Below are 26,979 nucleotides of genomic sequence, written 5' to 3'. Positions count from 1 at the left end.
GCGGGGTGTGTTGCCGTCCACCTGTGCCTCCGGCGGTGGAGCGGGGCGCTGTTGGGCACGGGTGGGTGCGGTGGTGGGGCGCGCACCGGTCGGGGTGGGCCGGTCGCGCGGTTCCCCGCGCCCGTCGGGCCGGTGCACGAGCCGGTGACATGAGTCGGGGGTGTGCGCGGGTACCGTGATCACGGGCCGCGCCGCCCTTCTCGCCTTTTCGTTCGTACGAGCCCCCGAGGACGTCTGCCGTGCCGTTCCCCTCATCTCCGCGCACCCTCGCCGGGCCGCGCAGAAGGAGCCTGCTCGTCTCGGCCGCCGGGGCCGCCCTCCTCGCGGGCTGTTCCTCCGGTGCCGACGACTCCGGGACCACGGGCGGCAGCGCGTCCGCGGCCGAACACGCCCGCGCGCGTGCGGCCTCCGACAGCGAGACCCTCGTGCGCCACTACGACACGGTCCTCGCCGCCTACCCGGCCCTCGCGCCCCGCCTGGACCCGCTGCGCGCGGAGGTCGTCCGGCACACGACGGCCTTCGGCGGCACCCGCTCGACCCCGTCGGCCACGGCGAGCGCCTCGCCGTCGCCGACCCCGTCCGCTCCGGCCGCCGCCGCGACCGAGGGCGACGCCCTCGCCGGACTCGCGGCGGCCGAGCGCGCTCTCGCCGACCGGCGGGCCAAGGCGCTGCTCGACCTGCCCGGTGAACTGGCCCGTCTGCTGGCCTCGGTGGCCGCCGCCGGAGCCGTCCACGCGTATCTGCTGACGGAGGGTGCCAAGTGAGCGAGGAGAAGGCCGCGGAACTGACCGCGGTGCAGGCGGCCCTGGCCGCGGAACACGCGGCGGTGTACGGCTACGGCGTCGTCGGCGGCCGCATCCGCGAGGGCCGCCGCCAGGAGGCGAAGACGGCCTACGACGCCCACCGGGCCCGGCGCGACGCGCTGGTCCGTGAGGTGCGGGACCTGGGCGGCACGCCGGTGGCCGCGTCCGCCGGGTACGCGCTGCCGTTCCCGGTGCCGGACTCGGCGTCGGCCGTGCGGCTCGCCGCGGAGCTGGAGGACCGGGTGGCCGGGGTCTACTCCGACCTCGTAAGGGCGGCGACGGGCGGCCTGCGGGGCACGGCCGCGGAGGCGCTGCGCGAAGCGGCGGTCCGCGCGGTGCGCTGGCGCGGCGGGAGCGTACCCTTCCCTGGTCTCGCCGAGCGGGCCGCGACACCCACGGCCACGGCGACACCCACGGCGTGATCCGCACGGGGACGCAGGACGGCAGTACCGCAGGAAGGGAACGACTCGCGCATGGCTTTCGAACCGCCGCAGCGTCTGGTGAGGGCGCTCGGTGAGACGGCACCGAGCGGTGACGACTGGTTGGAGAAGCTGCCCGAGGTGGCCCGACAGGCCGTCGATCTACGCGAGTTGACGGTCGAGCGCGTGCAGGTGCCCGGTGGGCGGAGCAGTCTGGTCGTGCTGGTACGGCGGGCCGACGGCACCCCTGCGGTGTTGAAACTGGCCCCTGGCCGGGCTCGTCCCGAGAGCGAGCGGGCCGCGCTCGCGCGGTGGGGCGGGCTGGGTGCGGTGCAGCTCGTCGAGCCGTTCGCGGCCGAGGGTGTGCTGGTGCTGGAGCGGTTGCATCCGGATGTGTCGGTGCGGTCGCTGCCGGAGGCCAAGGCGTTGCTGGAGGCCGCGGGAACGTTGCGGCGGCTGTGGGTCGAGCCGCCCGGTGACCACGCGTTCGAGACCGTGACGGAGCGGACGGGACGGCAGGCCGTCGCCATGCGGGGTGCGGAGGGCGATGTCTCCGCGCTCGTCTCCGCCGCGCTGGACGCCCGCGAGGAGCTGTTGGCCGCGCCGCCCGAGGTGCGGTTGCTGCACGGGACGTTCCGGCAGAGCAAGGTGCTGGCGGCCGAGCGGATGCCGTGGCTCGCGGTGGGGCCGGATCCCGTGGTGGGTGAGTGTGCGTTCGATCTCGCCCGGCTGGTGCGGGACCGGGTGGAGGATCTGATCGCCACGCCGTCAGGTGCCGCGACGACCCGGCGGCGGGTCAAGCGGCTTGCCGAGTCCTTGGAGGTGGATCAGGAGCGGTTGCGGGGGTGGACGTTGTTCCGGGCCGTGGAGTCCGGGGTGCGGGCCCTGCGCGTGGGGCGGCCCCGGGATGCCGAGTTGCTGCTGGAGTTCGCCGGGTGGCTTTAGGCAGTCTTCCGGGTGCGGGTGCGCTGTGGCTGGTCGCGCCCACGCGGCGGAGCCGCACATGTCACAGCCCCGCGCCCCTAGCGGGGCGCTTCGGTGGGGCGGAGCCTCAGGGCCAGCACGGGGCAGTCCGAGGCCGCTCTGCGGGCTCGCTTCAGGGCTCGCGGCGGGATGGGGGAACCGTCCGTCAGCGGGTAGCCCCACTCGTCCAACGTGATGTGGTCGGGGAGGAGTTCCGCGCAGAGGCCGTGGGCCCGGCAGGACGTCCAGTCGATGTCGAGGTGTCGGTGGTCCATGGTCAGTGGGCCTCGTTCGGGATCGGGAGCAGGGGGGTGGTGTCGGTCGCCGTGCACACACCCCGCGCGTGGGCGTCGAGTTCGGGGGCGAACACGGTCAGCGCGCTGCGCACCAGGCGGGTCGTGCCGTCGGGGTGGTGGCAGGCGCCCCGGCCCTCCACCAGGCCCGACCAACGGGCCACGTCCTGGCGGGTGTTGCCCTGCGGGCCGGGGGTGGCCAGGGCCTGGAAGGCGGAGGCGATGCGCGGGAGGCCGTTGAGGCAGGGGCCGCACTGGCCGGCCGACTGGAGGGCCAGGTAGCGCAGGACGCGGGCGGTTTCGGCGACTCCGCAGCGGCCGGCCGGGAGCGCGGCCAGCACGCCTGCTCCCAAGTCGCTTGCGTCCAGGGCGCGTCGGGAGGCTTCGGCGGCCGTGATCCAGGTGCCGTGGTAGCCGCCGACCAACACCGCGGAGGCTGCCTCCAGAGGGAGCAGTCGGTTCAGCGGGAGGCCGAACGGGGCTTCCACGACCCGGACTTCGCGGCCCGGCGCGTGCAGGGTGCAGAGCGCGCTGCCGGGCTGGGCGGGGGTGCCGGCGCTGCGGAACCAGTCGGCGCCGTAGCGGGCGACCAGGGCGAGGTGGGCCAGGGTCTCCACGTTCTGGACGAGGGTGGGTGCCTTGCGCACCCCGCGTTCGCGGACCGGTGGGTGCTGGTGGCGGGGCAGCGGGGCGCTGCCGGAGACGTACTGCGCGAGCGCCGAGGCCTGGCCGGACAGGAAGCGTCTGGGCAGGCGGACGATCCGGACGGGCAGCGGGTCGTGGCGCCGGGCCAGGGCCGATTCCAGGTAGGAGGCGCCGTCCTCCACCGCCAGGTGAGCTTCCCCGGCGCCTACCGCCCTGGCCGCCAACTGCAGCCCGTCCAGGACGAGATGGGGTGACAGGCGCAGGAGGGTCCTGTCCTTCCGGCTGGCCGGTTCGCCTTCCGCGCCGTTCGCCACGACCACCGGCGCACGGCCCGTACGACGGCCCGCGTCGGCCACCGCGACCAGCTTGCGGTACGTCGGGAACGCGGCGCCTCCGCGGCCGGTGAGGCCGGACTCGGCGACCGTTCTCAGGACGCCGTCGGGATCTCCGTACGACAGGGGGCCGTAGCGGAGTTCGTGGGTGGAGAGGTCGGCCGCGGTACCGCCGGGGGCGAGGAGGCGGGGGGACATGTGGACGTCGGTGGAGGTGGCGGTCATGAGCGGGCTCCTTCGGCGGTGCGGAGCAGAGCGGCGGGGGTGCGGCGGGAGGCGCGGGCGGAGTGGGCCAGGCGGATGCCGAAGGCGGCGACCACGGCGGCCACGCAGGACACGGTCAGCCAGGTCATCCAGTCGGTGCCGGTGTCCGTGCCGATGCCGATGCCGTGGATCAGGGCGACCGGCCAGGAGGCGTACGCGAGCCAGTGCAGCGCCCGCCAGGTGCGGTGTCCGATGTGGTCCCTCAGGAAGCTGGTGACCAGGACCGCGAGCATCAGGTCGAGGGCGACCGTGCCGAGGCCGAGCCAGAGGGGTTCGTAGGCGGAGACGAACGGGACGACCGCGTCCAGGACGGTGATGTCCACATAGCCGTCGATCACCGCCATGGCGATGTGCACGGCCAGGAACGCCGTCGCGGAGAGGGAGAGGCCGCGGTGCAGGGCGACCGTGCCGAAGCGGGGCAGGCCGGGGAGGCGGGTGCGCAGGCGGACCGCGATGCCGAGCAGGACCACGACCGTGAACAGGACGAGGCAGACGGCTCCGGTGGCGCGGTTGGCGTACCAGAGGATCTCGGAGTTCACGCGGCGACCGCCCGGTGGGTGGGCCAGCCCGGGGTCGTGACGACCGTGCCGTCCTGGGCGACCAGGCGGGCGGGGAGGCCCAGGCGGGTCAGCCAGCGTTCCGCGCCCGCTCCCTTGACCAGGGACGCGGTGCTCGCCGCGTTCGCGTCGGCGCTCGTCGCGGCGGCGACCGCGACCGTGCGCCAGGGGCTGCGGACGGGGAGGCCGGTGCGCGGGTCGACGATGTGGTGCAGTTCGTAGCCGTTGCGGCGCCAGCGGCGGGCGGCGGTTCCCGAGGTGGCGAGGCCGCCGGAGCGCAGGGCGACCGTGGCGTACGTACCGTGCGCGGGCGTCTCGTCGACGGAACCGGTGACGTCCTGGACGCGGATGTTCCAGCCGCCGGCCGGGGGCTCCCCCGCGACGGCCGTGTCGCCGCCCAGGCTCACCAGGACGCCGCAGCCCGCGACTTGGGCGAGCATCGCCGCCGCCTTGTCGGCCGCCCATGCCTTGGCGGTGGCGCCGAGGTCCAGGCGGACGCCGGCCGGGACGGTGACCGTGCCCGTCGCCGGGTCCAGGTCGATCGCGCGCCAGCTCGGGGCGCGCTTCACGGTGAGGCGGACCGGGCGGTCGTCCTCGCGGACGAGGGTGAAGTCGCGGTCGTAGCCGAGGGAGTTCATGGCCGAGCCGACCGTCGGGTCGACCGCGCCGTCCGTCGCCTCCGCGGCGCGCAGGGCGACCGCCAACGCCTCGGCGAGCAGCGGGCTGACGGTGACCGGACGGCCCGACGCGGCTTCCAGGGCGGTCAGTTCGGAGTCGGTACGGAACCGGCTGCAGGCGGCGTCGACCTCGGCGAGGTGCCGGGCGAGGAGGAGGTTGCAGGAGTCCAGGAGGGCCGGGTCGGTGACGACCAGCCGGACGCCGGTCCCGAGGGCGCGCCAGTCGGCGGCGGCCGTCGTGCGCAGGGTCGCTGTGCTCATCACGACGCTCCCGACGTGGAGTCGGTGGAGCCGCCGGACGAGGACGTGACACCGGACGACGACTGGAGGTCCGACGAGGACGAAGACGAAGACGACGAAGAAGATGAGGACGACGAGGACGACGTGGTGCTCGAACCGTCCGATGTGGACGCGGTGGTGGAGGACGCGGACGGCGAGGGGGACGACGACGTGGTCGTGCCCGTGCTGCTCGCCGCCGTGTCCGCCTCCGCGTCCGACCGCACCGTGCCGACCAGGGCGAACACCCCGGCCGCCGCCGCCAGCGTGACCGCTGCCGTGACGGCCGCGATGCGCCGCTTGCCTCTGCGGACCGCCGTAGCGGCCCCACGCTCCTTGACTGTCATGACCGTTCCCCTCCGCAGTGACGCTCTGTCACGTCCTACGGTCGGGGACCAGCCTGAGAGAAGTCTGTGAGGCGGCCATACGCCCCACAAGAACTCTCTGAGAGGAATCTTAAATTGCTTGAGGCTTCAACAAGCTATGTCTGGTGGCCGCCGCTCACGCGGTGAGGCGGGCGAGCGCCTCGTCGACGGTCAGCTCCTCGCGCTCGCCGGTCCTGCGGTCCTTCAGCTCCAGGACGCCCTCGGCGGAGCGGCGGCCCGCGACCAGGATCTTCGGTACGCCGATCAGCTCCGAGTCGGTGAACTTCACGCCCGGGGAGACCCCGGCGCGGTCGTCGACCAGGACGCGCAGGCCGGCCGCGCGCAGCTTCTCCGAGACGTCCAGGGCGAGTTCGGTCTGCAGGGCCTTGCCCGCCGCGACGACGTGCACGTCGGCCGGGGCGACCTCGGCGGGCCAGCACAGGCCCTTGTCGTCGGCGGTCTGCTCGGCGAGGGCGGCGACCGCGCGGGAGACGCCGATGCCGTAGGAGCCCATGGTCACGCGGACCGGCTTGCCGTGCTGGCCGAGGACGTCGAGCTTGAGGGCGTCGGCGTACTTGCGGCCGAGCTGGAAGATGTGGCCGATCTCGATGGCGCGGTCGAGCTTGAGGCCGGTGCCGCAGCGGGGGCAGGGGTCGCCCTCCTGGACGACCACGACGTCGACGTACGTGTCGACCTCGAAGTCACGGCCCGCCACGACGTTCTTCGCGTGCGTGCCCTCCTTGTTGGCGCCCGTGATCCAGCCGGTGCCGGGGGCCACGCGCGGGTCGGCGATGTAGGTGACCTTCTCGCCCAGGCCCTGCGGGCCGACGTAGCCGCGTACGAGGTCGGGACGGCCGGTGAAGTCCTCGGCCGTCACCAACTCCACGGCGGCGGGGGCGAAATGGGCCTCGACCTTGTCGAGGTCGACCTCGCGGTCGCCGGGGACGCCCACGGCCACGATCTCGCCGTCGACCTTCACGAGGAGGTTCTTCAGCGTGGCGGAGGCCTCGACGCCGAGGTGGGCGGCGAGGGTCTCGATGGTGGGGGTGTCGGGGGTGGGGATCTCTTCGAGCGCGGGCACGCCGGCCGCGTCCACGGGCTTCGACTCGTACGTGATCGCTTCGGTGTTGGCGGCGAAGTCGCAGTTCGGGCAGTCCGCGAAGGTGTCCTCGCCGGCCTCGGCGGGGGCCAGGAACTCCTCCGACTTGGAGCCGCCCATCGCGCCCGCGGTGGCGGCGCAGATGCGGTAGTCGAGGCCGAGGCGCGCGAACACCTTCTGGTAGGCCTCGCGGTGCAGGGCGTAGGAGTGGGCGAGGCCCTCGTCCTCCGTGTCGAAGGAGTACGAGTCCTTCATCAGGAACTCACGGCCGCGCAGCACACCGGCCCGCGGGCGGGCCTCGTCGCGGTACTTGTTCTGGATCTGGTAGAGGATGACCGGCAGGTCCTTGTAGGAGGACGCCTGGTCCTTCACGAGCAGCGTGAAGATCTCCTCGTGGGTCGGGCCGAGGAGGTAGTCGCCGCCCTTGCGGTCCTTGAGGCGGAACAGCTCGGGGCCGTACTCCTCCCAGCGGCCGGTCGCCTCGTACGGCTCGCGGGGCAGGATCGCGGGGAGCAGCACCTCCTGGGCGCCGATCGCGTCCATCTCCTCGCGCACGATCCGCTCGACGTTCGAGAGCACCTTCTTGCCCAGGGGCAGCCACGACCAGATCCCGGCGGCGGTACGGCGGACGTACCCGGCCCGCACGAGCAGCTTGTGGCTGAGGACCTCGGCGTCCGCCGGGTCGTCGCGCAGCGTCTTCGCCATCAACTGGGACATGCGCTGGACCGGTGCGTTCGCCATGGTTCCTGTACTCCTGCCGGGAAAGGGTGATGGCTAGGAGGTTAGCCGGGCGTGCTGTGCCGGTGGAAATCGGTTAGCGGCGGCGAAGCGGCAGGGGGGCGCCCATCACGGCGTACGGCTTCGGGGCGCTCGGGAAGAGGACCTGGCGGGCGAGGTCCTCGTAGCCGAGGGAGCGGTAGAGGCCGCGGGCGGGGCTGTCGGTGTCGATCGCGGAGAGGATCGAGCGGGGTTCGGTGGCGGTGTCCGTGATGGTGGTGATCAGGGAACGGCCGGCGCCGCGGTTCTGGTAGTGCGGGTGGACGTGCAGCTCGGTGATCACGAAGGAGTGGTCGAGCCAGTCGTCGTGCTCGCGGGCGCGGAGGTAGGGCTCCACGACCGTGGACCACCAGTGGGTGCGGCTGTTGGGCATGCCGTAGACGAAGCCGACGAGGCGCTCCGCCGAGGTGGCGCCGAAGGCTCGTGCACCCGGGTAGGTCATGTGGCGCAGGACGATCTGCCTGCGTACGGCCACCTCGTCCGCGCCCAGGCCGAAGGCGATGGCCTGTACGGCGAGAGCTTCGTCGACGTGGGCCGAGAGGTCCAGGGGGGCGATCACGACGTCTGCGGGGTGGCGGTGGCCGTGACCGGGAAATCGCATGGGGGGAGAGTACAGGGGGGTGGTGGTCGTGTTGCGGGCGCGGGCCGTCCGTGGCTGGTCGCGCCCCTGCGGCGGAGCCGCACATGTCACAGCCCCGCGCGCCCGGGGGGACGCCCTTGATCGGGTCAGAACAGGACGCTCATGAACGCGCCGACCTCTTGGAAGCCGACCCTCAAGTACGCCCTTCGCGCCGGGGTGTTGAAGTCGTTCACGTAGAGGCTGACCACGGGGGCCACGTCCGCCAGGGCGTAACGCAGCACCGCCGCCATCGCGGGAGCCGCCACGCCTCTGCCCCGGTGTTCGGGGGCCACCCAGACGCCCTGGATCTGGCAGGCCTGGGAGGTCGCCGCGCCGATCTCCGCCTTGAAGACGACCTTGCCCTGCTCGTCGAGACGCGCGAACGACCGTCCCGAGCCCACGAGTTCGGCCACACGGGCCTGGTAGAGGAGGCCCCCGTCGCCGGCCAGCGGGGAGACGCCGACCTCCTCGGTGAACATCGCCACGCACGCCGGCATGATCGTGTCCATCTCGTCCTTGCGGATACGGCGGACGTACGGGTCGGCGGCGATGTCCGCGGGCATGCGGTCGGCGACCATGAGGGGCTGGCGGGCGCGGACCTCGCGGGCGGGGCCCCAGCTGGGTTCGAGGAGCCGCCAGAGCTGGGCGGTCGGCTCGGCCGGGCCGACGATCGAGGAGCAGCGGCGGCCCGCCCTGCGGGCGCGGTCGGCGAAGGCGCGGACGGCTCTGGGGGTCGCGCAGATCGGGACGAGGTTGGCGCCCGCGTAGCAGAGGGACGTCAGCATGCCGTCCTCGTACCAGCCCCACATCTCGCCGCCGAGCCGCCAGGGGTCGAGGCCGGCGACCTGTACCCGCGAGGTCACGAAGGCGTTCGTGACCGGCTCGCGGTCGAGCACGGCGAGCGCGGCGTCCAGGTCGCTCGGTTCGAGCACCCGAGAGGTGGTCTGGGTCAACACGTGCGGGGCCTCACCCTGAGGGTCTGCTGATCTCCGCACTGTACCCGCGGAAGCTGAGCGGTGCCGCCCCGTGCCGTGTGCTTTTCCGTGGAGGTGGGGACGGTGGACGTCCGGGGGCTGCCGCCCCCAGGCCCCCGCTGCCGGCCTGAACGGCCCCGCCCTCGGACGCCGGACGGGCTGATGCCGTCGACCGGTGCTGAGAAGCGAGGCCCAGGAGCCGAGCCGACGGGCAAAGCCCACAAGCCTTTTCAGCCCGCGACCGCCACCGTCGGCTCGCCCGAGGCCACCCCGTCCGCCTCCATCTGCTCGGCGATCTTCATCGCCTCTTCGATGAGGGTCTCCACGATCTTCGACTCGGGCACGGTCTTGATGACCTCGCCCTTGACGAAGATCTGGCCCTTGCCGTTGCCGGAGGCGACGCCGAGATCGGCTTCGCGGGCCTCACCGGGGCCGTTGACGACGCAGCCCATGACCGCGACGCGGAGCGGGACCTCCATGCCCTCCAGGCCTGCCGTGACCTCCTCGGCGAGCTTGTAGACGTCGACCTGGGCGCGGCCGCAGGAGGGGCAGGAGACGATCTCCAGGCGGCGGGGCTTGAGGTTCAGGGACTCCAGGATCTGGTTGCCGACCTTGACCTCCTCGACCGGCGGGGCCGAGAGGGAGACGCGGATCGTGTCGCCGATGCCCTGCGAGAGCAGCGCGCCGAACGCCACGGCCGACTTGATCGTGCCCTGGAAGGCCGGGCCCGCCTCGGTGACGCCGAGGTGGAGCGGGTAGTCGCACTGGGCGGCGAGCTGGCGGTACGCCTCGACCATGATCACCGGGTCGTTGTGCTTGACCGAGATCTTGATCTCCCGGAAGTCGTGCTCCTCGAAGAGCGACGCCTCCCACAGGGCGGACTCGGCCAGTGCCTCGGGCGTGGCCTTGCCGTACTTCTTCAGCAGCCGGGCGTCCAGCGAGCCCGCGTTCACACCGATGCGGATCGGCGTGCCGTGGTCCTTCGCGGCGCGCGCGATCTCCTTGACCTTGTCGTCGAACTGCTTGATGTTGCCGGGGTTGACCCGGACCGCCGCACAGCCGGCCTCGATCGCGGCGAAGACGTACTTCGGCTGGAAGTGGATGTCGGCGATCACCGGGATCTGCGACTTGCGGGCGATCGTCGCGAGCGCGTCGGCGTCGTCCTGCGTCGGGCAGGCCACGCGGACGATCTGGCAGCCGGACGCGGTCAGCTCGGCGATCTGCTGGAGGGTGGCGCCGATGTCCGACGTACGGGTGGTCGTCATGGACTGCACCGACACCGGCGCGTCGCCGCCGACCGCCACGGATCCGACCTGGATCTGCCGGCTCTTGCGGCGCTCGGCGAGCCGGGTCGGAACGGACGGAATGCCGAGAGAAATCGCAGTCATCTGCTGTGCAACCCCAAGTCGTGGATCAAGGCCCCGGTCCCGGAACAGCGGGCTCCAGGCTTCGAGATTACGTCAACCGCACGGGCCCGAGCACATCCCGAGGTTAAACCCACCCAATGGAGAGCGGCCCGGCACGAAAGATGCCGGGCCGCCACGAACCACGGGTGGCTAGGAGATTTTCACCGGGTTAACCACGTCCGCCACCAGGACGAGCAGGGTGAAGCAGACGAAGATCCCGGCCACCACGTAAGCGACCGGCATCAGCTTCGCCACGTCGAACGGGCCCGGGTCCGGCCGCTTGAGCACCTTCGCCAGGTTCCGCCGCAGCGCCTCCCACAGCGCGCCCGCGACATGCCCGCCGTCGAGCGGGAGCAGCGGGAGCATGTTGAAGAGGAACAGGGAGAGGTTGAAGCCCGCGACCAGCATGAGGGCCATGGCCAGCTGCTGGGTGGGCGGGATGTCGAGGGTGAAGATCTCGCCGCCGACGCGGGCCGCGCCGACCACGCCCATCGGGGAGTCGGCCTGGCGGGGCGCGCCGTCGAAGGCCGCGTTCCACAGGGCCGGGATCTTGCCGGGGAGGGCCGCGATGGAGTCGACGGCCTCGCCCATGCGGTCTCCCATCCAGGTGAGGGACTCACTGAAGTCCTGGCGGACGATGCCGGTGGCCGCGCTGAAGCCGAGGAAGCCGGCCGTGACGTACTGCCCCTGGACGATCTGGCCGCTGGAGTCCTTCTTGGCGACCTGGTTCGACGCGATCTTCGCGTGGAGGGTGAGGGCCTGGCCCTTGCGCTCGACGACGATCGGGACGGTCCTGCCGGGGGTGGCGCGGATCAGGTCGGAGAGCTTGTTCCAGTCCGTCGTCCTGACGCCGTTGAAACTGACGATCTTGTCGCCCGCCTTCAGGCCCGCCGCCGCCGCGGGGGACGCCGGGTCGGTCTTCTTGCAAGTGTCGCGGTTCTGGCTCTGCGCGATGACGCACTCGGAGACCGAGCTGACCGTGTTGGTCTGCTGCGAGATGCCGAAGCCCATCAGGACGGTGAGGAAGAGCGCGACGGCGAGGATGAGGTTCATGAAGGGGCCCGCGAACATCACGATGACCCGTTTCCAGGGCTTGCGTGTGTAAAACAGGCGGGACTCGTCGCCGGGCTCCAGCTCCTCGAAGGCGGCCGAGCGGGCGTCCTCGATCATGCTGCGCCAGGGCGAGGTGGACCGGGACTCGATCCTGCCGTCGGGTCCTGGCGGGAACATGCCGATCATGCGGATGTAGCCGCCGAACGGGATGGCCTTGAAGCCGTACTCGGTGTCGCCCCTGCGCTTGGACCAGATGGTCGGGCCGAAGCCGACCATGTACTGGGGCACGCGGATGCCGAAGAGCTTCGCGGTGGAGAGATGCCCCAGCTCGTGCCAGGCGATCGAGACCAGCAGGCCGACCGCGAAGACGACTATGCCGAGGATCATCATCAGGGCTGTCATGCACGCGCCTCCGCGTTCGCCGTGGTCGTCTGCGCTGTCAGTTCGCGGGCCCGGGCGCGCGCCCAGGTCTCCGCTTCGAGGACGTCCGGCACGGTCAGCGAAGTTCCCGTGGCCGGCGTCCCGTGTTCCTCGACCACCCGTGTCACCGTCTCCATGATTCCGTTGAACGGCAGCGCGCCCGCGCGGAACGCCTCCACGCACTCCTCGTTGGCCGCATTGAACACCGCCGGGGCCGTGCCCGCGAGCTGTCCCACGTGCCGGGCGAGGCCGACCGACGGGAACGCCTCGGTGTCGAGCGGGAAGAACTCCCACGTCGACGCCTTGCTCCAGTCGAACGCGGGCGCCGCGTCCGGGACCCGCTCGGGCCAGCCGAGCCCGATGGCGATCGGCCCGCGCATGTCGGGGGGCGTCGCCTGGGCGAGTGTCGAGCCGTCCGTGAATTCCACCATCGAGTGGACATACGACTGCGGGTGCACGACCACCTCAATGCGATCGAAGGGAATGTCGTACAGCAGGTGCGCCTCGATCACTTCGAGGCCCTTGTTCACCAGGGTCGCCGAGTTGATCGTGATCACGGGCCCCATCGCCCAGGTGGGGTGCGCGAGCGCCTCCTCCACGGTCACGCGCGCCAGGTCCGCCTTCGTACGACCGCGGAAGGGGCCGCCGGACGCGGTGACGACGAGCTTGCGGACGTCGGCGCGGGTGCCGGCCGCGAGGGCCTGGAAGAGCGCCGCGTGCTCGGAGTCCACCGGGATGATCTGGCCGGGCTTGGCGAGCGCCTTCACCAGCGGGCCGCCGACGATGAGCGACTCCTTGTTGGCGAGCGCGAGGACGCGGCCCGCCTCCAGGGCGGCGAGGGTGGGCGCGAGGCCGATGGATCCGGTGATGCCGTTCAGCACGGTGTGGCAGTCGGAGGCGGCGAGCCGGGTGGCCGCGTCGGGTCCGGCCAGGATCTCCGGGAGGGGTTCCCCCGTGCCGTAGCGCGCGGCGAGCGCTTCGCGCAGTGCCGGTACGGCGTCCTCGCGGGCGACCCCCACCGTCCGCACCCTCAGCCGGTACGCCTGCTCGGCGAGGAGGCCGACCCGGCCGCCGTTCGCGGAGAGGGCGGTGACCTCGAAGCGGTCCGGGTTGCGCAGCACCAGGTCGATGGCCTGGGTGCCGATGGACCCGGTGGACCCGAGGATCACCAGGGCCCGGGGACCGTCGCCCACGACGGGGTCGTAGACGAGATGGGGGTCGGCGAGGGGTGCTGGACTGGCAGGACTGTCGGTCATCCCTCCATTGTTGCCGCAATGGAGGGACTGGTGGACAGCGGTTCCCTCGGGCGGGTGGCTTATCGGCTCTCGTCGGTGATTGAAGGGAAATCCCCCTTTGTGAATACGGCGTGAAGGTCGTGTGATAACACTTCAGTCCTGCGCCGGTGGACTGCCGGTGCGTGGACGACATCCTGGGGGGATTCTCCATGCGGAAACGCTCTGCCCTGCCCGCGCTCGCGGGCGCCGTGATCTTCACCGGCACCCTGCTGAGCACGCCGGCCGAGGCCGCCGGCGGGGTCACGATCCACCACGTCTGGTTCGACAGCCCGGGCTCGGACAACCGGTCGAACGCGAGCCTGAACGGCGAGTGGGTGCAGATCAAGAACACCAGCCGGTCGGCGATCTCCCTCAAGGGCTGGATCCTGAAGGACGTCTCCAACCACCGCTACACCTTCAAGAACATCAAGATCGGCGCCGGCAAGTACATCAAGGTGCACACCGGCAAGGGCACGGACACCGCGTCGAACACGTATCAGGGCCGGGGCGCCTACGTCTGGAACAACACCAGCGACACGGCGACGCTGACGAAGTCCAACGGGAGCAAGGTCGACACCTGTTCGTGGACGACACGGGATCCGAGCGACAAGTACTGCTGAACCGGGGCCGGGGCCTGTCCGGCGGACAGGACTTCGCGGACAGGACCTAGCCGACCGGGCGGTGCAGGTTGTCCGTCTTGGACGGGCCCGGGGTCGTGTCGGCGATCCAGGGTCCGTCGCCCGAGGGGTCGACGATGCCCTGCTCCAGCCACGCGTAGGCGCCGCCCATGACGCCCTTGACGACCTTGTGGTCGACGGCGTCGGTGTTGGTCCACAGCCGGCCGAAGAGTTCCTCGACGCGGATGCGGGACTGTGCGCAGAAGGCGTCGGCGAGTTGATAGGCCTCGCGGCCGTGATCGCCCTGGGTGCGCAGGAGTTCGGCCCGTACGCAGGCCGCGCTCATCGCGAAGAGCTCGGCGCCGATGTCGACGATCCGGCCCAGGAATCCCTGCTTGGTCTCCATCCGGCCCTGCCAGCGGGACATGGCGTAGAAGGTCGAGCGGGCCAGTTTGCGGGCGTTGCGCTCGACGTAGCGCAGGTGCCGGGAGAGATCGACGCCATGGCGGAAGTCGCCGTAGGAGCCCGGGAGTTGGCCGCTGCCCGCGACCAGTTTCGGGAGCCACTTGGCGTAGAAGACGCCCGCTCCCGCGCCCGCTTTCGCCTTGTCCTGGAGGGACTTGTCCGGGTCGATGAGGTCGCCGGCGACCTTGAGGTGGGCGTCGACGGCCTCGCGGGCGATGAGGAGGTGCATGATCTCGGTCGAGCCTTCGAAGATGCGGTTGATCCGGAGGTCGCGCAGGACCTGCTCGGCGGGGACCGCCCGCTCGCCGCGCGCCGCGAGGGACTCGGCCGTCTCGAAGCCCCGGCCGCCGCGGATCTGGACGAGTTCGTCCGCCATCAGCCAGCCCATCTCGGACGCGAAGAGCTTGGCGAGCGCGCCCTCGATGCGGATGTCGTTGCGGTCCTCGTCGGCCATCTGCGAGGACAGGTCGAGCACGGCCTCCAGGGCGAAGGTGGTGGCCGCGATGAAGGAGATCTTCGCGCCCACGGCCTCGTGGCCGGAGATCGGCCTGCCCCACTGCTCACGCGCCGCCGACCACTCGCGGGCGATCTTCAGGCACCACTTGCCGGCCGCGACGCAGGAGGCGGGCAGCGAGAGGCGGCCGGTGTTGAGGGTGGTGAGGGCGATCTTGAGGCCCGCGCCCTCGGGGCCGATGCGGTTCGCGACCGGGACCCGGACCTGGTGGAAGCGGGTGACGCCGTTCTCGATGCCGCGCAGGCCCATGAAGGCGTTGCGGTTCTCGACGGTGATGCCGGGCGAGTCGGTCTCGACGACGAAGGCCGTGATGCCGCCCTTGCCGTCCGCCGACTTCGGCACCCGGGCCATCACGACCAGCAGGTCGGCGATCACGCCGTTGGTGGTCCAGAGTTTCACCCCGTCGAGGACGTACGCGTCCCCGTCCCGCACCGCGCTGGTCGCGAGCCGCGCCGGGTCGGAGCCGACGTCCGGCTCGGTGAGCAGGAAGGCGCTGATGTCGGTGCGGGCGCAGCGGGGCAGGAACTCCGCCTTCTGCTCGTCGGTGCCGAACAGCTTGAGCGGCTGCGGTACGCCGATCGACTGGTGGGCGGAGAGCAGCACGCCGACGGCGGGGCAGGCGGAGCCCACCAGGGCCAGCGCCTTGTTGTAGTACACCTGGGTGAGGCCGAGGCCGCCGTACTTGGTGTCGATCTTCATGCCGAGGGCGCCGAGTTCCTTGAGGCCGGCGATGACCTCGTCGGGGATGCGTGCCTCGCGTTCGATGCGGGCCGCGTCGATCCGCGTCTCGCAGAAGACGCGCAGCTTCGCGAGGAACTCCTCGCCGCGGCGGGAGTCCTCGGCGGCCGGGAGGGGGTGGGGGTGGATCAGGTCGAGCCGGAAGCGGCCGAGGAACAGTTCCTTGGCGAAGCTGGGCTTGCGCCAGTCCTGTTCCCGGGCCGCCTCCGCCACCTGCCGGGCCTCTCGCTCGGTGACGACGGGTTTGCTGGATGGAGCGGACATGAGGTTCACCTCGCCGCGAAGAGGGCCCTCGGACCATGGCGGTTACCGACGGGTGCTACCCGTTCGTATGTACCCGATCCCCGGCGAGGCAGCCACCCTTCGCGCGTCCGTCCGGCCGATGTCGACGAAACGGGCCCGCGTGTCCAGTGGCCCTCGGCGCCGGCCGGAGCCGGTGCCGGAGCCGATGCCGATGCGGGCCCGACGCCGGGCTCGATGCCGATGCCGGATCCGGTGCCGGAGACGTAGCCTTCACCCACATCCGGGATCGGGTGCACCGAGAAAGTGTCGAAGCGCTTCGACAGCCTATGGACACCTACACCGCCTGAAGCTAATGTCGAACCACCCTCACTCGCCCTTGTCAGCAACGCGCACTGTCGAAGCGCTTCACAAAGCTTGGAGAGCTGGATGGTCACCCTCGCCGAGGTCGCCCAGCACGCCGGAGTCTCGGCGAGCACGGTGAGCTATGTCCTCAGCGGCAAGCGGTCCATCTCCGGAGCCACCCGGCAGCGGGTCGAGCAGAGCATCCGCGAGCTGGGCTACCACCCGAACGCGGGCGCCCGCGCCCTCGCCAGCAGCCGGTCGAACATCATCGCGCTGATGGTCCCGCTGCGCACGGACATGTACGTGCCGGTGATGATGGAGATCGCCATCGCCGTGGCGACCACCGCCCGCCTGCACGGCTACGACGTGCTGCTGCTCACCGGCGAGGAGGGTCCCGACGCGGTGCGCCGGGTCACCGGCAGCGGCCTCGCCGACGCGATGATCCTGATGGACGTCGAACTCGACGACGAACGCCTCCCCCTGCTGCGGGGCACCGACCAGCCCTCGGTGCTCATCGGCCTCCCCGCCGACACCACCGGACTGACCTGCGTCGACCTCGACTTCGCGGCGACCGGCGCGCTGTGCGTCGACCACCTCGCCAAGCTCGGCCACCACGACATCGCGGTCATCGGCGAGGCCCCCGCGGTCTACGAACGGCACACCGGCTTCGCCGAGCGCACCCTCGACGGACTCCGTTCCCGGGCAAGGGAGTTGGGCCTACGGGTGCTGCACCGGCCGTGCGAGGGCGGGTACGACGCGATGTCGCTGACCCTGGCCCGGATCTTCGACGAGCGCCCCGGCACCACGGGCTTCGTCGTGCAGAACGAGTCGGCGGTCGAGCCGCTGCTCGCGCTGCTGCGGCAGCAGGGCCGGGCCGTGCCGGAGGACGTGTCGGTGGTCGCGGTCTGCCCCGATCAGGTCGCCACCCAGGCCTCGGTGCGGCTGACGTCCGTCGCCATCCCCGCCCAGGAGATGGGCCGCTGTGCCGTGGAGCATCTGGTGGCCAAGCTGGACGGCCGCGGCAGCGACGACGTCGTGCTGATCGCACCGGAGTTGACGGTGCGGGCGAGCACGGGACCGGCACCTGCGGCTTCCTGACCGGTCACGCTCCACGTGTTTGTGCGGTTACCCCTGTTCCGCTGTCCTCCAGGAGCACTCCTCGTGAACCAGCATGCCGACATCCAGTCCGAGGTCAGTCTCGCGCAGTCCTCCCCCACCGTCGGAACGTTCCGCGAGCGGGACGGCGCGCTGGAGTGGAGCGGCCGTCAGGAGACCCTGCGGATCGAACCGTGGGGGCCGGACGCGGTCCGGGTCAGGGCCCGGCTCGGCGGCCCACTGCTCGACGGGCTTCCCGGCGCCCTGCTGGACGAGGCACCGCCCGCCGAGGCGAGCGTCAAGATCGAGGACGGCCAAGGCACCCTGACCGTCGGCGAGTTGACGGTCGAGGTCAACGCCGAGGGCCTGGTCCGTTTCCTGCGCACCGCCGACTCCGGCGAACTCCTCGCCGAGGAGCGCGCCCACTTCTGGTGGCCCGGCTCGCGCCTCTACACGGCGGTCGGCAACGGCCACCACCGCCTGGAGCAGCGCTTCGCCGCGTACGAGGACGAGAAGCTGTACGGCCTCGGGCAGCACCAGCACGGCTGGCTGGACCAGAAGGGCCTGGTCCTCGACCTGGTCCAGCGCAACGCCGAGGTCGCCATCCCGGTGCTCGTCTCCAGCCGCGGCTACACCCTGCTGTGGAACAACCCGGCGATCGGCCGTGTGGAGCTGGCCGGCAACGGCACACGCTGGGTGGCGGACTCGGCCCGGCAGCTCGACTACTGGATCACCGCGGGCGACCCGGCCGACGGCCAGCGCCGCTACAGCGCGGTGACGGGCCGTACGCCGATGCTTCCCGCGTGGGCGGCGGGCTTCTGGCAGTGCAAGCTGCGCTACCGCACCCAGGACGAACTCCTCGCCGTGGCGCGGGAGTACAAGCGCCGCGGACTCCCTCTCTCCGCGATCGTCTGCGACTTCTTCCACTGGACGCACCTGGGCGACTGGAAGTTCGACCCGGCCGAGTGGCCCGACCCGGCCTCGATGGTCCGCGAACTCGACGAACTGGGCGTGAAGTTGGTGGTGAGCGTCTGGCCGTCGGTGTCCCCCCTGAGCGAGAACCACGGCGTGCTGGAACAGCGCGGCCACCTCATCGGCACCCAGTACGGCCCGATGGCCCACGCCGACTGGCCCGACAAGGGGGTCGCCTCGACGGTCCAGGTGGCCTTCTACGACGCCACCAACCCCGAGGCCCGCGCGTTCCTGTGGTCGAAGATCCGCGACAACTACCTTGCCCCGTACGGCATCACGGCCTTCTGGCTGGACGCCTGCGAGCCCGAGCTGAAGCCCGGCTTCCAGGAGAACCTGCGCTACTGGGCGGGGCCGGGCCTTGAGGTCGGCAACATGTACCCGGCGGAGAACTCCCGCGCGTTCGCCGAGGGGCTGCGTGCCGAGGGCGTCGGCGACGACGGGATCATCACCCTCAACCGCTCGGCGTGGGCGGGCAGTCAGCGCCACGGCGCCGCGCTCTGGTCGGGTGACATCGGCACCGACTTCCCGACCCTGCGCCGCCAGATCGCGGCGGGCCTCAACACCGCGCTGTCGGGCATCCCTTGGTGGAACACCGACATCGGCGGCTTCCACGGCGGCGACCCGGACGACCCGGCGTACCAGGAGGTCATGGTCCGCTGGTTCCAGTTCGGCGCGCTGTCCCCGCTGATGCGCCTGCACGGCTTCCGCGACCCGGGCATGCCCCTGGGCCCCGACATGACCGGCGGCCCCAACGAGGTCTGGTCGTACGGCGATCGGGCCCTGCCGATCCTGGAGAAGTACCTGCGGCTGCGCGAACGTCTGCGGCCGTACGTGCTGGACGTGATGCGCGCCGCGCACGAGGAGGGGCTGCCGGTGATGCGCCCGCTGTTCCTCGCGTTCCCCGAGGACGCGGCGGCCTGGTCGGTCGACGACGCCTACCTCCTCGGCCCGGACCTGCTGGTCGCGCCGGTGCTGACGGCGGGCGCCACGGTCCGTACGGCGTACCTCCCGGCGGGCGCGTGGTGGACGGACGCGTGGACGGGCGAGACGTACGAGGGCGGCACGGCGGTCACGGTGGACGCCCCGCTGGACCGCATCCCGCTGTTCCTGCGGGACGGGGCGGCCCTGCCGGTCGCCGAGTAGCGGTCGGGGCGCCCGGTGGGGGTGGGCGCCCGTGACGGTTCCGTTGTGCGGAACTGTGGGCTCCGTCACAGCAGCACCGATCTTGTTCTGCTGGACTCCTCCGATGGTGTTACGCAAGCTCGCCCTCGCGGCGGGCCTCGCCGCGTTCGCCCTGTATCTCTGGGGTCTGCTGCACGTCCTGGGCGCGCTGATCCAGGCCGAGGACGGCGGCGCCGGCTCCTCGCCGATCCTGCCCTGCCGTACGGCCGACGGGGAGGAGGGCGGACCGGAGGACCCCCGGGCCGTCCATGTCGTGGACTACTCCGTGGACTTCGTTCCGCTCAGGTTCGTCTGCGAGACGACGGGTGGGGGCAGCTACATCGCCGGCGCCGTTCCCGGGTACGTCAATCCGGCGGTGTTCGGCCTCGTCCTGGCCGGCCTCGGCTGCTGGGTCGCCGCGCTCGTCGTGGCGCCGCCCGGCCCTCGCGGAGTGCGCGGACCGGGCGGCTGACCGGACTGGGGGCGGATCAACTACTGGTGACGCTCTCGCTGTTGGTGGTGAAGTCCAGCCCGCCGGACGAGGACGTGATCTCGAAGCCGAACTGCAGGTCCCCGATGGTCACGTTGCCGAACCAGCCCTTGGTGTCCTTGATCCACTTGAGGATCGGCAGGATGTCGACCGTCCCGGAAGAGGAGTTGGAGCTGCGCACGAACGAGAACACGTCGTTGGAGCCGTTGTTGCCCTTGTAGACGGTCCAGGTGGAGCCGCCCAGCGTGAGGCTGCCCTGCGAGGTGCCGAGCGGGCCGACCGCTCCGGTCTTGTTGACCCAGAGCATGATCTCGTAGGCGTAGTTGGTGTCCCAGATGTCGTACGACGTGTTGTACGCGCCGGACGACGGCACCGTGACGTTGTAGCTGCTCTTGAGCGAACCGAGCGAGGTGATCGACTTGCCGATCACCTTCTTGGCGTTCGGATAGGCCTTGATGCCACCGGTGTTGGGGTGGTTGGCGTTGACACCCCAGTTGGTGCCGGAGTTGGCCCAGATGCACTGGCTGCCGGCGCCGGAGCCCCAGATGTCGTTGTAGAGCGTGTAGCCGTTCAGGGTGGTGGAGCCCCACTGGTCGCAGGAGCTCCAGACGGCGGCGGACGCGGGGGCCGAGGCGAGCGCGACGGTGGCGCCGAGCGCGAGGGCGGGTGCGAGAAGGGCCGTGAGTACGCGGCCCGGCTTGCGTGTTGCCATGGTGTCCCTTCCATGGGTGGGGGGGGGAGAGTGCGAGTGCCTACCGCGCCCCCAGGGTGAGGACGCGGTCTTCTCCGGCGACGAGGTCGAGCGGCTCCGTGCCGGCGGAAGTCCGGAGTTCGACGCGGTGGGTACGGGACGGCCGGATCAGCGCCGTGGCGGAGTGGGGGGTCCAGCGCAGCTCGACCTCCGCCCCGAACCTCGTGCGCACGCCGGTGAGTTGACCGTGCGGATAGGCCGCGGGCAGCGCGGGCAGCAGGACCAGCCGGTCCGGGGTCGACTGCACGAGCGCCTCGACCAGCACACCGGGCAGGGTGTGCGCGGCGTCCGCGTTGTACACATCGCGGTTCGGGTAGTGCGCGCTCATCAGCGAGGCGTGGAAGAAGTCGCCGTCGAGCACCTGCCCGAGCGCGTGCGCGACCCGCTCGCCGTCCCGGAGCCGGGCGGCGACGAGCGCGTGATGCAGATGCCCGTGCGCGGAGTCGTTCTCGGCGCCCCGGAGTTCGAGCGCGCGGTGCGCGGCGGCGGCGAGCCGCGGGGTGTCGTACGGATTGATCTCGTCCAGCGGCCACACGCCGTAGAGGTGACTGAGGTGACGGTGGTCGTAGCTGTCGTCGAGGCCCGGCCAGGCCCATTCGGCCAGCGCCCCCTGGGAGTTGACCCGCTGCGGGGGCAGCCGGTCGGCGAGCGCGCGCCAGCGGCGGGCCTCCGGCGTACCCGGGTGGTAGGCGGCGGCCGTTTCGAGCGCGTGCCGGGCGGCGGACAGGTCCATCGCCGCGTTGAGCGCCCCCCAACTGGCGTTCGCGGGCCGGTTCTCGGGCGAGTACGAGGGGACGACGACGAGCGGGCCGTCGTCGTCGCCGTGCCGCGTGGTGAGGAAGTCCTCGTAGAACAGGGCGACTTCGGCGAGTGCGGCGGCGGTACGCGGATCACGGGCACCACGCGTCTCGTCGTGGTCGACGAGCGGCTTGAGCAGCCAGTCGGCCCCTGCGGTCCAGACGTGCAGCGGGTACTCACGGCTGAAGTGGTACGACAGCCCGGACTCGCCGTCGGTGTGCGCGGGCGCGACGATCCCCCGGGCCCCGAAGACGGCGCGGGCGTTCTCCCGCCAGTCGTCGAGCTGACGGTGGATCAAGGAGGCGAGGGCGTCGGTGACTTCGGGCAGGGCGGTGCTCGCGGCCGAGGCGGTCTGGAGGTTGAGGTTCGCGTCGTTGGTGAACGCCCCCGACCAGGCCGTGTCCCAGTCCCCGGTCCACAACCCGGTGAGCCGGGGCGGAAGAAGCCCGCTGGCGGAGAGGAGGTGGTACCGCCCGGCGGCGAAGAGCCGTTCGAGCAGTGCCGCGCTGCGGGTCCGCTTCAGCAACTCGCTGCCCGGGAGCGCGCGTTCGGTGTCCTCGGCGTGCAGGTCGAGGGCGACGCGCCCGTAGGCGGTGCGGTGCAGGGCGAGATGCCGCCCGAGGAGAGCGTCGTAGTCGTGGGAGTCCGACCGCCCGTCGAGCAACTCCCGCAGTCCACGCGCCTCTTCCACGACGTCCAGTTCGCCGGTGTGCCGTCGCACCCGGGTGAGGAGCAGGAGCCCGGTGGCGCCGGTGATCCGGACCCCCGCCGGGGCGAGGCGCGTGGTTCCTCCGGTGACGACGGCCAGGGTGACGCCGGTGTACGCGCGGTCGCTGTCGGGGTAGCGGGCGCGGAGGCTGAGCAGGGCGCCTTCGGGGGTGAGGAGGGTGCCGTGGCCGACGGCCAGACCTGTCGGAGCGCCCGGGAGCCGGTGGTCCTGGGCGAGGTCGAGGGTGAGGTCGGGGGCCGTGATGTGCTGGACGACGACGTCGTCGGCGCGGGAGACGAAGACGCGGCTGCGCCAGTCGGGAGCGGAGGCGGCGGCCGTCACCTCGCCGGTGGTGAAGTCGACGGAGCGCCGGTATGCGCGGGCCTGTGCGGCGGGCGCCCTGTCCAGCCGCAGCTGGAACGCCGGGTGGAAGGGCTGGACCCACTGGAGCGGCCGGTCGTCCGTGAAGCCTTCGGCGGCGGTGAGGTCACCGGCGAGCAACCGGGCCTGGAGCGCGGGGAGTTCGGCCGCCAGGTGTGGGGGCCGGGCGTGTTCCGCGCCGTTCGGGCGGACGAGGGTGTGGTGGGTGACGATCACACGGTCGTCGTTCGGAGCGCCGAACACGAGGACGCCGTGGTGGCCGTTGCCGCTGAGGAAGGCGTCCTCCCAGCGGGTGGCGGGGAGCGGCTCCCAGGTGGCGTGCGCGGGGCCGGGGGCCGGTGGGGTCGCCGGAGCGGGTTCGCTGGTCATGGGCGCAACACTGCCGCATCGAAACGGCCGAGCATGATCTCGCCCTCGACGGTCGTGTCGGTGAGCAGGTCCCGGTGGGCGCCCGGGAGACCGACGGTGACGGGTTCGCGGCCGTGGTTGAGGAGGAACAGGAGGTCCCCGCGCCGCACGGCCTCGACGCCCGGCGGGAGCCCGTCGAGCACCGGGCGCGCTCCCGCGTCGGCGGCGACCCGGGCGAGCAGGCCCCGCAGCGCGGCCGGTTCGGGGAGCGTCGAGACGTACCAGGCCCGGCCTTTGCGCAGGACCGCGGGCAGGCCGTCCAACTCCCCGCCCTGGTACGGAACCACCTCGTCTACGCCGTCGTCCTCCGGCTCGATCTCCTCGGACCACAGCGTTCCGCGGAACCCCTCGCACTCCACCGTCTCCCCCGCCTCCAGCGGCCACCACTCGTGCAGGGTGCGGATGCCGAAGAGGTCGCGGAGGCGGGCGTCCATGCCGCCGGGGCGCACCCGGTCGTCCTCGTCGGCGATGCCGGTGAGGAAGCCGGAGACCAGGGTGCCGCCGGCGCGGACGTGGGCGAGGAGGTTGTCGATCGCGGTGTCCGTGAGGAGGTAGAGCTGCGGGACCACGACCACCTTGTAGGCGGAGAGGTCGTGTTCGGGGTGGGCCAGGTCGGTGGTGTGGTGGGACTCCCACAGGGCGCGGTGCCAGGCGCGCAGGACGTCCGGGTAGTCGACCTCGGTGGAGGGACGGCCGTCCTGGGACCCCGCCCACCAGGCGTTCCAGTCGTGCAGGACCGCGATGTCCGAGCCGATGTGACGTCCTGTCACATGGGGGCCGATGCGGGCGAGTTCGGCACCGAGCCGCTTGACCTCCTGGAAGGTGCGGCCCCGCTCCCCCGCGTGGCTGAGCATGCCGGAGTGGAACTTCTCGGCCCCCTGGCGGGACTGGCGCCACTGGAAGTAGCAGACGGCGTCGGCGCCCCGGGCCACGGCCTGGAGGGACCAGAGGCGGTTGAGGCCGCGCGGCTTGGGATGGTTCACGCCGCGCCAGTTGACGGGTCCGGCCGCCTGTTCCATGAGCATCCAGGGGCCGCCGTGCGCCTGGGAGCGGGTCAGGTCCTGGACGAGGGCGGCACTCTGGGCGCCGAGCGGGTCGCGTGGATCGGGATAGAGGTCGACCGAGACGACGTCCTCCTCCTCGGACCAGCGCCAGCCGTCCTGTCCCGTCCACAGCGGCATGAAGTTGGTGGTGACCGGGAGGTGCGGGCTGTGCCGGCGGACGATGTCGCGCTCGGCGGTGCAGCACTCCAGGAGCATGTCGGAGGTGAAGCGCCGGAAGTCGAGCACCTGGGTGGGGTTGTTGAGGTAGTGGGCGTGGCGCGGGGGCAGGACGCCGTCCCAGGTGTCGTAGCCCTGGCTCCAGAAGGCCGTGCCCCAGGCCGAGTTGAGGGCGTCGAGCGTGCCGTACCTCGCGCGCAGCCAGCGGCGGAAGGCGACGGCGGCCTCATCGCCGTAGTCGAAGGTGCAGTACTCGTTGTTGATGTGCCACATCGCGAGGGCGGGATGGCTGCCGTAACGGGCGGCCAGGGCCTCGGTGATGGCGGCGGCGCGCTGCCGGTAGACGGTGCTGGAGTGCGCGAAGTGCTGGCGTCCGCCCCACCATTCGATCCGGCCGTCGGCGTCGCGGGGCAGGGTCTCCGGGTGCAGGCGGCCGAGCCACGGCGGTGGCGAGGAGGTGGGTGTGGCGAGGACGACGCCGATGCCGTTGCCGTGCATGAGGTCCATCAGCCGGTCCAGCCAGCCGAACTCCCTTGCTCCCGGCTCGGGTTCGAGTCTGGCCCAGGAGAAGACGCCGAGGGTGACGGAGTTGACGCCGGCGTCCTTCATCAGCCGGACGTCCTCGTGCCAGGTCTCCTCGGGCCACTGTTCGGGGTTGTAGTCGCCGCCGAAGAGGATGCGCCCGCGCGTGGCGTCGCCGAGGTGGGGCATCAGAGCCGTTCCCCGTACTGGATGCCGCGCCCGTTGGTGGCGAGGTGCAGCCGGTCCGCGTGCGCGGGGTCGACGGCGAGGGCCTCAGGCATGCGCATACCTCACTGTGTGAGAGGGGCAGGGAGACGTGCTGGTGGCAGGCGCGCACGACGCGTCAGCCCTTGACGGCGCCCGTGAGCATCCCCTTCTTGAAATGCCGCTGCACGAACGGCGACAGCACGGCCACCGGCAGCAGGGCCATCACCATGACCGCCATCTGCACGGCGAGCCCGGACAACTCGCCGGTCTTGATCGCCTGGCCGAGCCCCACCGGGGCCTCCTGCTTCTGCACCAGCTGGATCATGACGTTCTGCAGCGGCATCATGTCCTGGTCGTTGAGATACAGGGACGCGTTGAACCAGGCGCTCCAGTACCCGACGGCGTAGAACAGCGTGATCACGGCCAGCACCGCCCGCGACAACGGCATGACGATCACCCACAGGATCCGGACGTCACCGGCGCCGTCGATCCGCGCGCTGTCGATGAGTTCCTGCGAGATCCCCATGAAGAACCCGCGCAGCACCAGGATGTTGAACACGCTGAGCGCGCTGGGCAGGATCAACGCGAGATAGCTGTCGGTCAGGCCGAGCGACTGCACCAGCAGGTACGTCGGGATGAGCCCCGCGCTGAAGAACATCGTCGCCAGCAGCAGCATCAGGATCCACCGGTGCCCGAGCGATCCGATCCGCGAGAGCCCGTAGGCGCAGAGGACGGACACCGCCATGGAGAACGCCGTGCCGACGACGGTGATGAGAACGCTGATGACCGCCGCGCGGGTGACCTGGCCGCCGCCGAGGAGTTCCCGGTAGGCGACGAAGGTGATGCCTTTGGGCACCATGACGAGCCCGCCGGCCTGGTCGATGGTCCTGCGGGAGGAGAGGCTGGTGACGAGGACGATCCAGAGCGGGAAGAGGATGGCGAGACAGGCGAGCGTGAGGACGAGTCCCTTGCCCGCGAGACCGGCCCTGCCGGGTTCCTCCTCCCAGACGGGCCGCGGCGGCGCGGCCCAACGCCCGGGCGGTCGTGCGGACTTGGCGGACCCGGAGTGCTCGACGGGTGGGTCGACGACGGCGGTCACTTCTTGTACACCCCCTGCTCGCCCATGAGGTGGGCCACTTTGTTCGCGGCGAGGACCAGACCGAGGCTGATCACGCCCTTGACGAGTCCGGCGGCGGCCGCGTAGCCGAAGTCCTGGTTGCGGACGCCGTTCCACCAGACGAAGGTGTCGAGGACCTCCGCCGCTCCCGGTCCCACGGCGTCGCGCTGGAGCAGGATCTGCTCGAAGCCGACGGTGAGCGCGTCGCCCACCCGCAGGACCAGCAGCAGTGCGATCACCGGCCGCAGGGCGGGCAGCGTGACGTGCCACATGCGGCGCCAGCGCCCCGCGCCGTCCATCGCGGCGGCCTCGTACAGGTCGGGGCTGACGGAGGAGAGCGCGGCGAGGAAGACGATGATCCCCCAGCCCGCGTCCTTCCACACGCTCTGTGCGGTGATGAGGAACTTGAAGGTGTCCGGGTCGGTCATGACGTCGAGGCCGTCGAAGCCGTGTTGCCGCAGGAGTTGCGAGAACAGGCCCGCCCCGCCCAGGAGTTGCTGGAAGACGGCGATGACCAGCACCCAGGAGAAGAAGTGCGGGAGGTACAGGATCGCCTGGGAGAGCGCCCGGACCCGGGGCCTGACCACGCTGTTGATGAGCAGCGCGAGCAGGATCGGGATCGGGAAGAAGAGGACGAGCTGGAGGAAGAACAGGACCAGCGTGTTCTGTACGGCGCTCCAGAACGCGGAGTCCGCGAAGATCTGCTGGAAGTTCTCCAGGCCGACCCAGGGGCTGTGCAGCATCGAGACGATGCCGTTGTCGCTGACGTAGGGGTCGTAGTCCTCGAAGGCGACGATGTTGCCCAGGATCGGCAGGTAGTTGAAGACCAGGATGAGCAGGACGGCCGGCAGGGTCATCAGGAGCAGGACGCGGTCGCGCCGGAGCCTGATCCGCCAACTCACCCTCGCCGCGGGGCGGTTTCCTCGCGGGCCGGTGGCGTTACGGGACGCCACCGGGGTCCTTCCCGTCGTGTCGGCCTCGGTCCTGCTCCGAGGCACCGTGCTGTGGGACAC

General features: G+C 71.5%; 24 protein-coding genes. 8 read left to right on the top strand and 16 right to left on the bottom strand.

The features are described 5' to 3' along the window. The first annotated feature begins 239 nt into the window (after positions 1 to 239). Genes ACIPTO_RS31870 through ACIPTO_RS31860 form a run of 3 tightly spaced genes read left to right on the top strand, consistent with a single transcriptional unit; the run spans position 240 to position 2,167 of the window. Positions 240 to 764, top strand: coding sequence for a hypothetical protein (locus ACIPTO_RS31870; RefSeq protein WP_401197874.1), 525 nt, complete (start codon positions 240 to 242; stop codon positions 762 to 764). Next, positions 761 to 1,225 (top strand): ferritin-like domain-containing protein, encoded by a 465-nt coding sequence (locus ACIPTO_RS31865; RefSeq protein WP_366321088.1) that lies wholly within the window; start codon positions 761 to 763, stop codon positions 1,223 to 1,225. Before ACIPTO_RS31870 ends, ACIPTO_RS31865 begins: the two co-directional genes overlap by 4 nt. A gap of 51 nt (positions 1,226 to 1,276) precedes the next feature. Then, positions 1,277 to 2,167, top strand: a complete 891-nt coding sequence (locus ACIPTO_RS31860) for an aminoglycoside phosphotransferase family protein (protein ID WP_401197872.1) — start codon at positions 1,277 to 1,279, stop codon at positions 2,165 to 2,167. Positions 2,168 to 2,244: 77 nt separating this feature from the next. Here ACIPTO_RS31860 and ACIPTO_RS31855 read toward each other — a convergent pair whose 3' ends face one another. From ACIPTO_RS31855 to ACIPTO_RS31840, 4 genes are read right to left on the bottom strand one after another with little or no spacing between them, the layout of a single operon-like run. After that, positions 2,245 to 2,460, bottom strand: coding sequence for a ferredoxin (locus ACIPTO_RS31855; protein WP_401197869.1), 216 nt, complete (start codon positions 2,458 to 2,460; stop codon positions 2,245 to 2,247). Positions 2,461 to 2,462: 2 nt separating this feature from the next. After that, positions 2,463 to 3,680, bottom strand: coding sequence for an NADH-ubiquinone oxidoreductase-F iron-sulfur binding region domain-containing protein (locus ACIPTO_RS31850; protein WP_401197867.1), 1,218 nt, complete (start codon positions 3,678 to 3,680; stop codon positions 2,463 to 2,465). Continuing rightward, the gene (locus ACIPTO_RS31845; RefSeq protein ID WP_401197865.1) at positions 3,677 to 4,258 is read right to left on the bottom strand and encodes a ferric reductase-like transmembrane domain-containing protein; all 582 of its coding nucleotides are present in this window, start codon (positions 4,256 to 4,258) and stop codon (positions 3,677 to 3,679) included. Before ACIPTO_RS31845 ends, ACIPTO_RS31850 begins: the two co-directional genes overlap by 4 nt. Next, positions 4,255 to 5,214 (bottom strand): FAD:protein FMN transferase, encoded by a 960-nt coding sequence (locus ACIPTO_RS31840; protein ID WP_401197862.1) that lies wholly within the window; start codon positions 5,212 to 5,214, stop codon positions 4,255 to 4,257. Before ACIPTO_RS31840 ends, ACIPTO_RS31845 begins: the two co-directional genes overlap by 4 nt. A gap of 15 nt (positions 5,215 to 5,229) precedes the next feature. Here ACIPTO_RS31840 and ACIPTO_RS31835 point away from each other — a divergent pair, with 15 nt between their 5' ends. Beyond that, complete coding sequence (locus tag ACIPTO_RS31835; protein ID WP_401197860.1) at positions 5,230 to 5,646, top strand: hypothetical protein; 417 nt, start codon at positions 5,230 to 5,232, stop codon at positions 5,644 to 5,646. A gap of 84 nt (positions 5,647 to 5,730) precedes the next feature. On the opposite strand, the gene ACIPTO_RS31830 is transcribed toward ACIPTO_RS31835, so the two are convergent. The 6 genes from ACIPTO_RS31830 to dxr form a co-directional block, all read right to left on the bottom strand. After that, the gene (locus ACIPTO_RS31830) at positions 5,731 to 7,434 is read right to left on the bottom strand and encodes a proline--tRNA ligase (protein WP_366321076.1); all 1,704 of its coding nucleotides are present in this window, start codon (positions 7,432 to 7,434) and stop codon (positions 5,731 to 5,733) included. A gap of 73 nt (positions 7,435 to 7,507) precedes the next feature. Beyond that, on the bottom strand, positions 7,508 to 8,071 hold the full coding sequence (locus ACIPTO_RS31825; protein WP_366321074.1) for a GNAT family N-acetyltransferase: 564 nt from the start codon (positions 8,069 to 8,071) through the stop codon (positions 7,508 to 7,510). A gap of 125 nt (positions 8,072 to 8,196) precedes the next feature. Next, positions 8,197 to 9,045, bottom strand: a complete 849-nt coding sequence (locus ACIPTO_RS31820) for a GNAT family N-acetyltransferase (RefSeq protein WP_366321072.1) — start codon at positions 9,043 to 9,045, stop codon at positions 8,197 to 8,199. 248 nt (positions 9,046 to 9,293) lie between these two features. Further along, the gene (ispG, locus tag ACIPTO_RS31815; RefSeq protein ID WP_366321070.1) at positions 9,294 to 10,451 is read right to left on the bottom strand and encodes a flavodoxin-dependent (E)-4-hydroxy-3-methylbut-2-enyl-diphosphate synthase; all 1,158 of its coding nucleotides are present in this window, start codon (positions 10,449 to 10,451) and stop codon (positions 9,294 to 9,296) included. A 168-nt stretch (positions 10,452 to 10,619) separates the two neighbouring features. Next, positions 10,620 to 11,912, bottom strand: coding sequence for a site-2 protease family protein (locus tag ACIPTO_RS31810; RefSeq protein ID WP_366321172.1), 1,293 nt, complete (start codon positions 11,910 to 11,912; stop codon positions 10,620 to 10,622). 8 nt (positions 11,913 to 11,920) lie between these two features. Beyond that, the gene (gene dxr, locus ACIPTO_RS31805) at positions 11,921 to 13,198 is read right to left on the bottom strand and encodes a 1-deoxy-D-xylulose-5-phosphate reductoisomerase (RefSeq protein ID WP_366321068.1); all 1,278 of its coding nucleotides are present in this window, start codon (positions 13,196 to 13,198) and stop codon (positions 11,921 to 11,923) included. Positions 13,199 to 13,386: 188 nt separating this feature from the next. Here dxr and ACIPTO_RS31800 point away from each other — a divergent pair, with 188 nt between their 5' ends. Further along, positions 13,387 to 13,836: a lamin tail domain-containing protein gene (locus ACIPTO_RS31800; protein ID WP_401197854.1), complete on the top strand. Its 450-nt coding sequence runs from the start codon at positions 13,387 to 13,389 to the stop codon at positions 13,834 to 13,836. 46 nt (positions 13,837 to 13,882) lie between these two features. On the opposite strand, the gene ACIPTO_RS31795 is transcribed toward ACIPTO_RS31800, so the two are convergent. After that, positions 13,883 to 15,814: an acyl-CoA dehydrogenase family protein gene (locus ACIPTO_RS31795; RefSeq protein ID WP_366321064.1), complete on the bottom strand. Its 1,932-nt coding sequence runs from the start codon at positions 15,812 to 15,814 to the stop codon at positions 13,883 to 13,885. Positions 15,815 to 16,219: 405 nt separating this feature from the next. Between ACIPTO_RS31795 and ACIPTO_RS31790 the strand changes: the two genes are divergently transcribed. The 3 genes from ACIPTO_RS31790 (at position 16,220) to ACIPTO_RS31780 (ending at position 19,835) form a co-directional block, all read left to right on the top strand. Beyond that, the gene (locus ACIPTO_RS31790; protein WP_366321062.1) at positions 16,220 to 17,233 is read left to right on the top strand and encodes a LacI family DNA-binding transcriptional regulator; all 1,014 of its coding nucleotides are present in this window, start codon (positions 16,220 to 16,222) and stop codon (positions 17,231 to 17,233) included. Positions 17,234 to 17,296: 63 nt separating this feature from the next. Next, positions 17,297 to 19,345 (top strand): TIM-barrel domain-containing protein, encoded by a 2,049-nt coding sequence (locus ACIPTO_RS31785; RefSeq protein WP_401197852.1) that lies wholly within the window; start codon positions 17,297 to 17,299, stop codon positions 19,343 to 19,345. Between the two features lie 103 nt (positions 19,346 to 19,448). Next, positions 19,449 to 19,835, top strand: a complete 387-nt coding sequence (locus tag ACIPTO_RS31780; protein ID WP_401197850.1) for a hypothetical protein — start codon at positions 19,449 to 19,451, stop codon at positions 19,833 to 19,835. Between the two features lie 16 nt (positions 19,836 to 19,851). Here the strand turns inward: ACIPTO_RS31780 and ACIPTO_RS31775 are convergent, their stop codons facing one another. The 5 genes from ACIPTO_RS31775 to ACIPTO_RS31755 form a co-directional block, all read right to left on the bottom strand. Beyond that, a complete protein-coding gene (locus ACIPTO_RS31775) occupies positions 19,852 to 20,565 on the bottom strand; it encodes a GH12 family glycosyl hydrolase domain-containing protein (protein WP_366321056.1) in 714 nt (237 codons plus the stop codon). 40 nt (positions 20,566 to 20,605) lie between these two features. Beyond that, complete coding sequence (locus tag ACIPTO_RS31770; RefSeq protein WP_401197847.1) at positions 20,606 to 22,861, bottom strand: glycosyl hydrolase family 95 catalytic domain-containing protein; 2,256 nt, start codon at positions 22,859 to 22,861, stop codon at positions 20,606 to 20,608. Next, a complete protein-coding gene (locus tag ACIPTO_RS31765; RefSeq protein ID WP_401197844.1) occupies positions 22,858 to 24,831 on the bottom strand; it encodes a beta-galactosidase in 1,974 nt (657 codons plus the stop codon). The genes ACIPTO_RS31770 and ACIPTO_RS31765 overlap by 4 nt, the downstream gene beginning before the upstream one ends. 154 nt (positions 24,832 to 24,985) lie before the next feature. Next, complete coding sequence (locus tag ACIPTO_RS31760) at positions 24,986 to 25,948, bottom strand: carbohydrate ABC transporter permease (protein ID WP_401197841.1); 963 nt, start codon at positions 25,946 to 25,948, stop codon at positions 24,986 to 24,988. Beyond that, complete coding sequence (locus ACIPTO_RS31755; protein ID WP_401197839.1) at positions 25,945 to 26,979, bottom strand: ABC transporter permease; 1,035 nt, start codon at positions 26,977 to 26,979, stop codon at positions 25,945 to 25,947. Before ACIPTO_RS31755 ends, ACIPTO_RS31760 begins: the two co-directional genes overlap by 4 nt.

Origin of the sequence: Streptomyces sp. NPDC090083, from assembly GCF_044747445.1 — a bacterium.
Lineage (GTDB): Bacteria > Actinomycetota > Actinomycetes > Streptomycetales > Streptomycetaceae > Streptomyces.
This window is presented reverse-complemented; position numbering and strand designations above follow the sequence as displayed.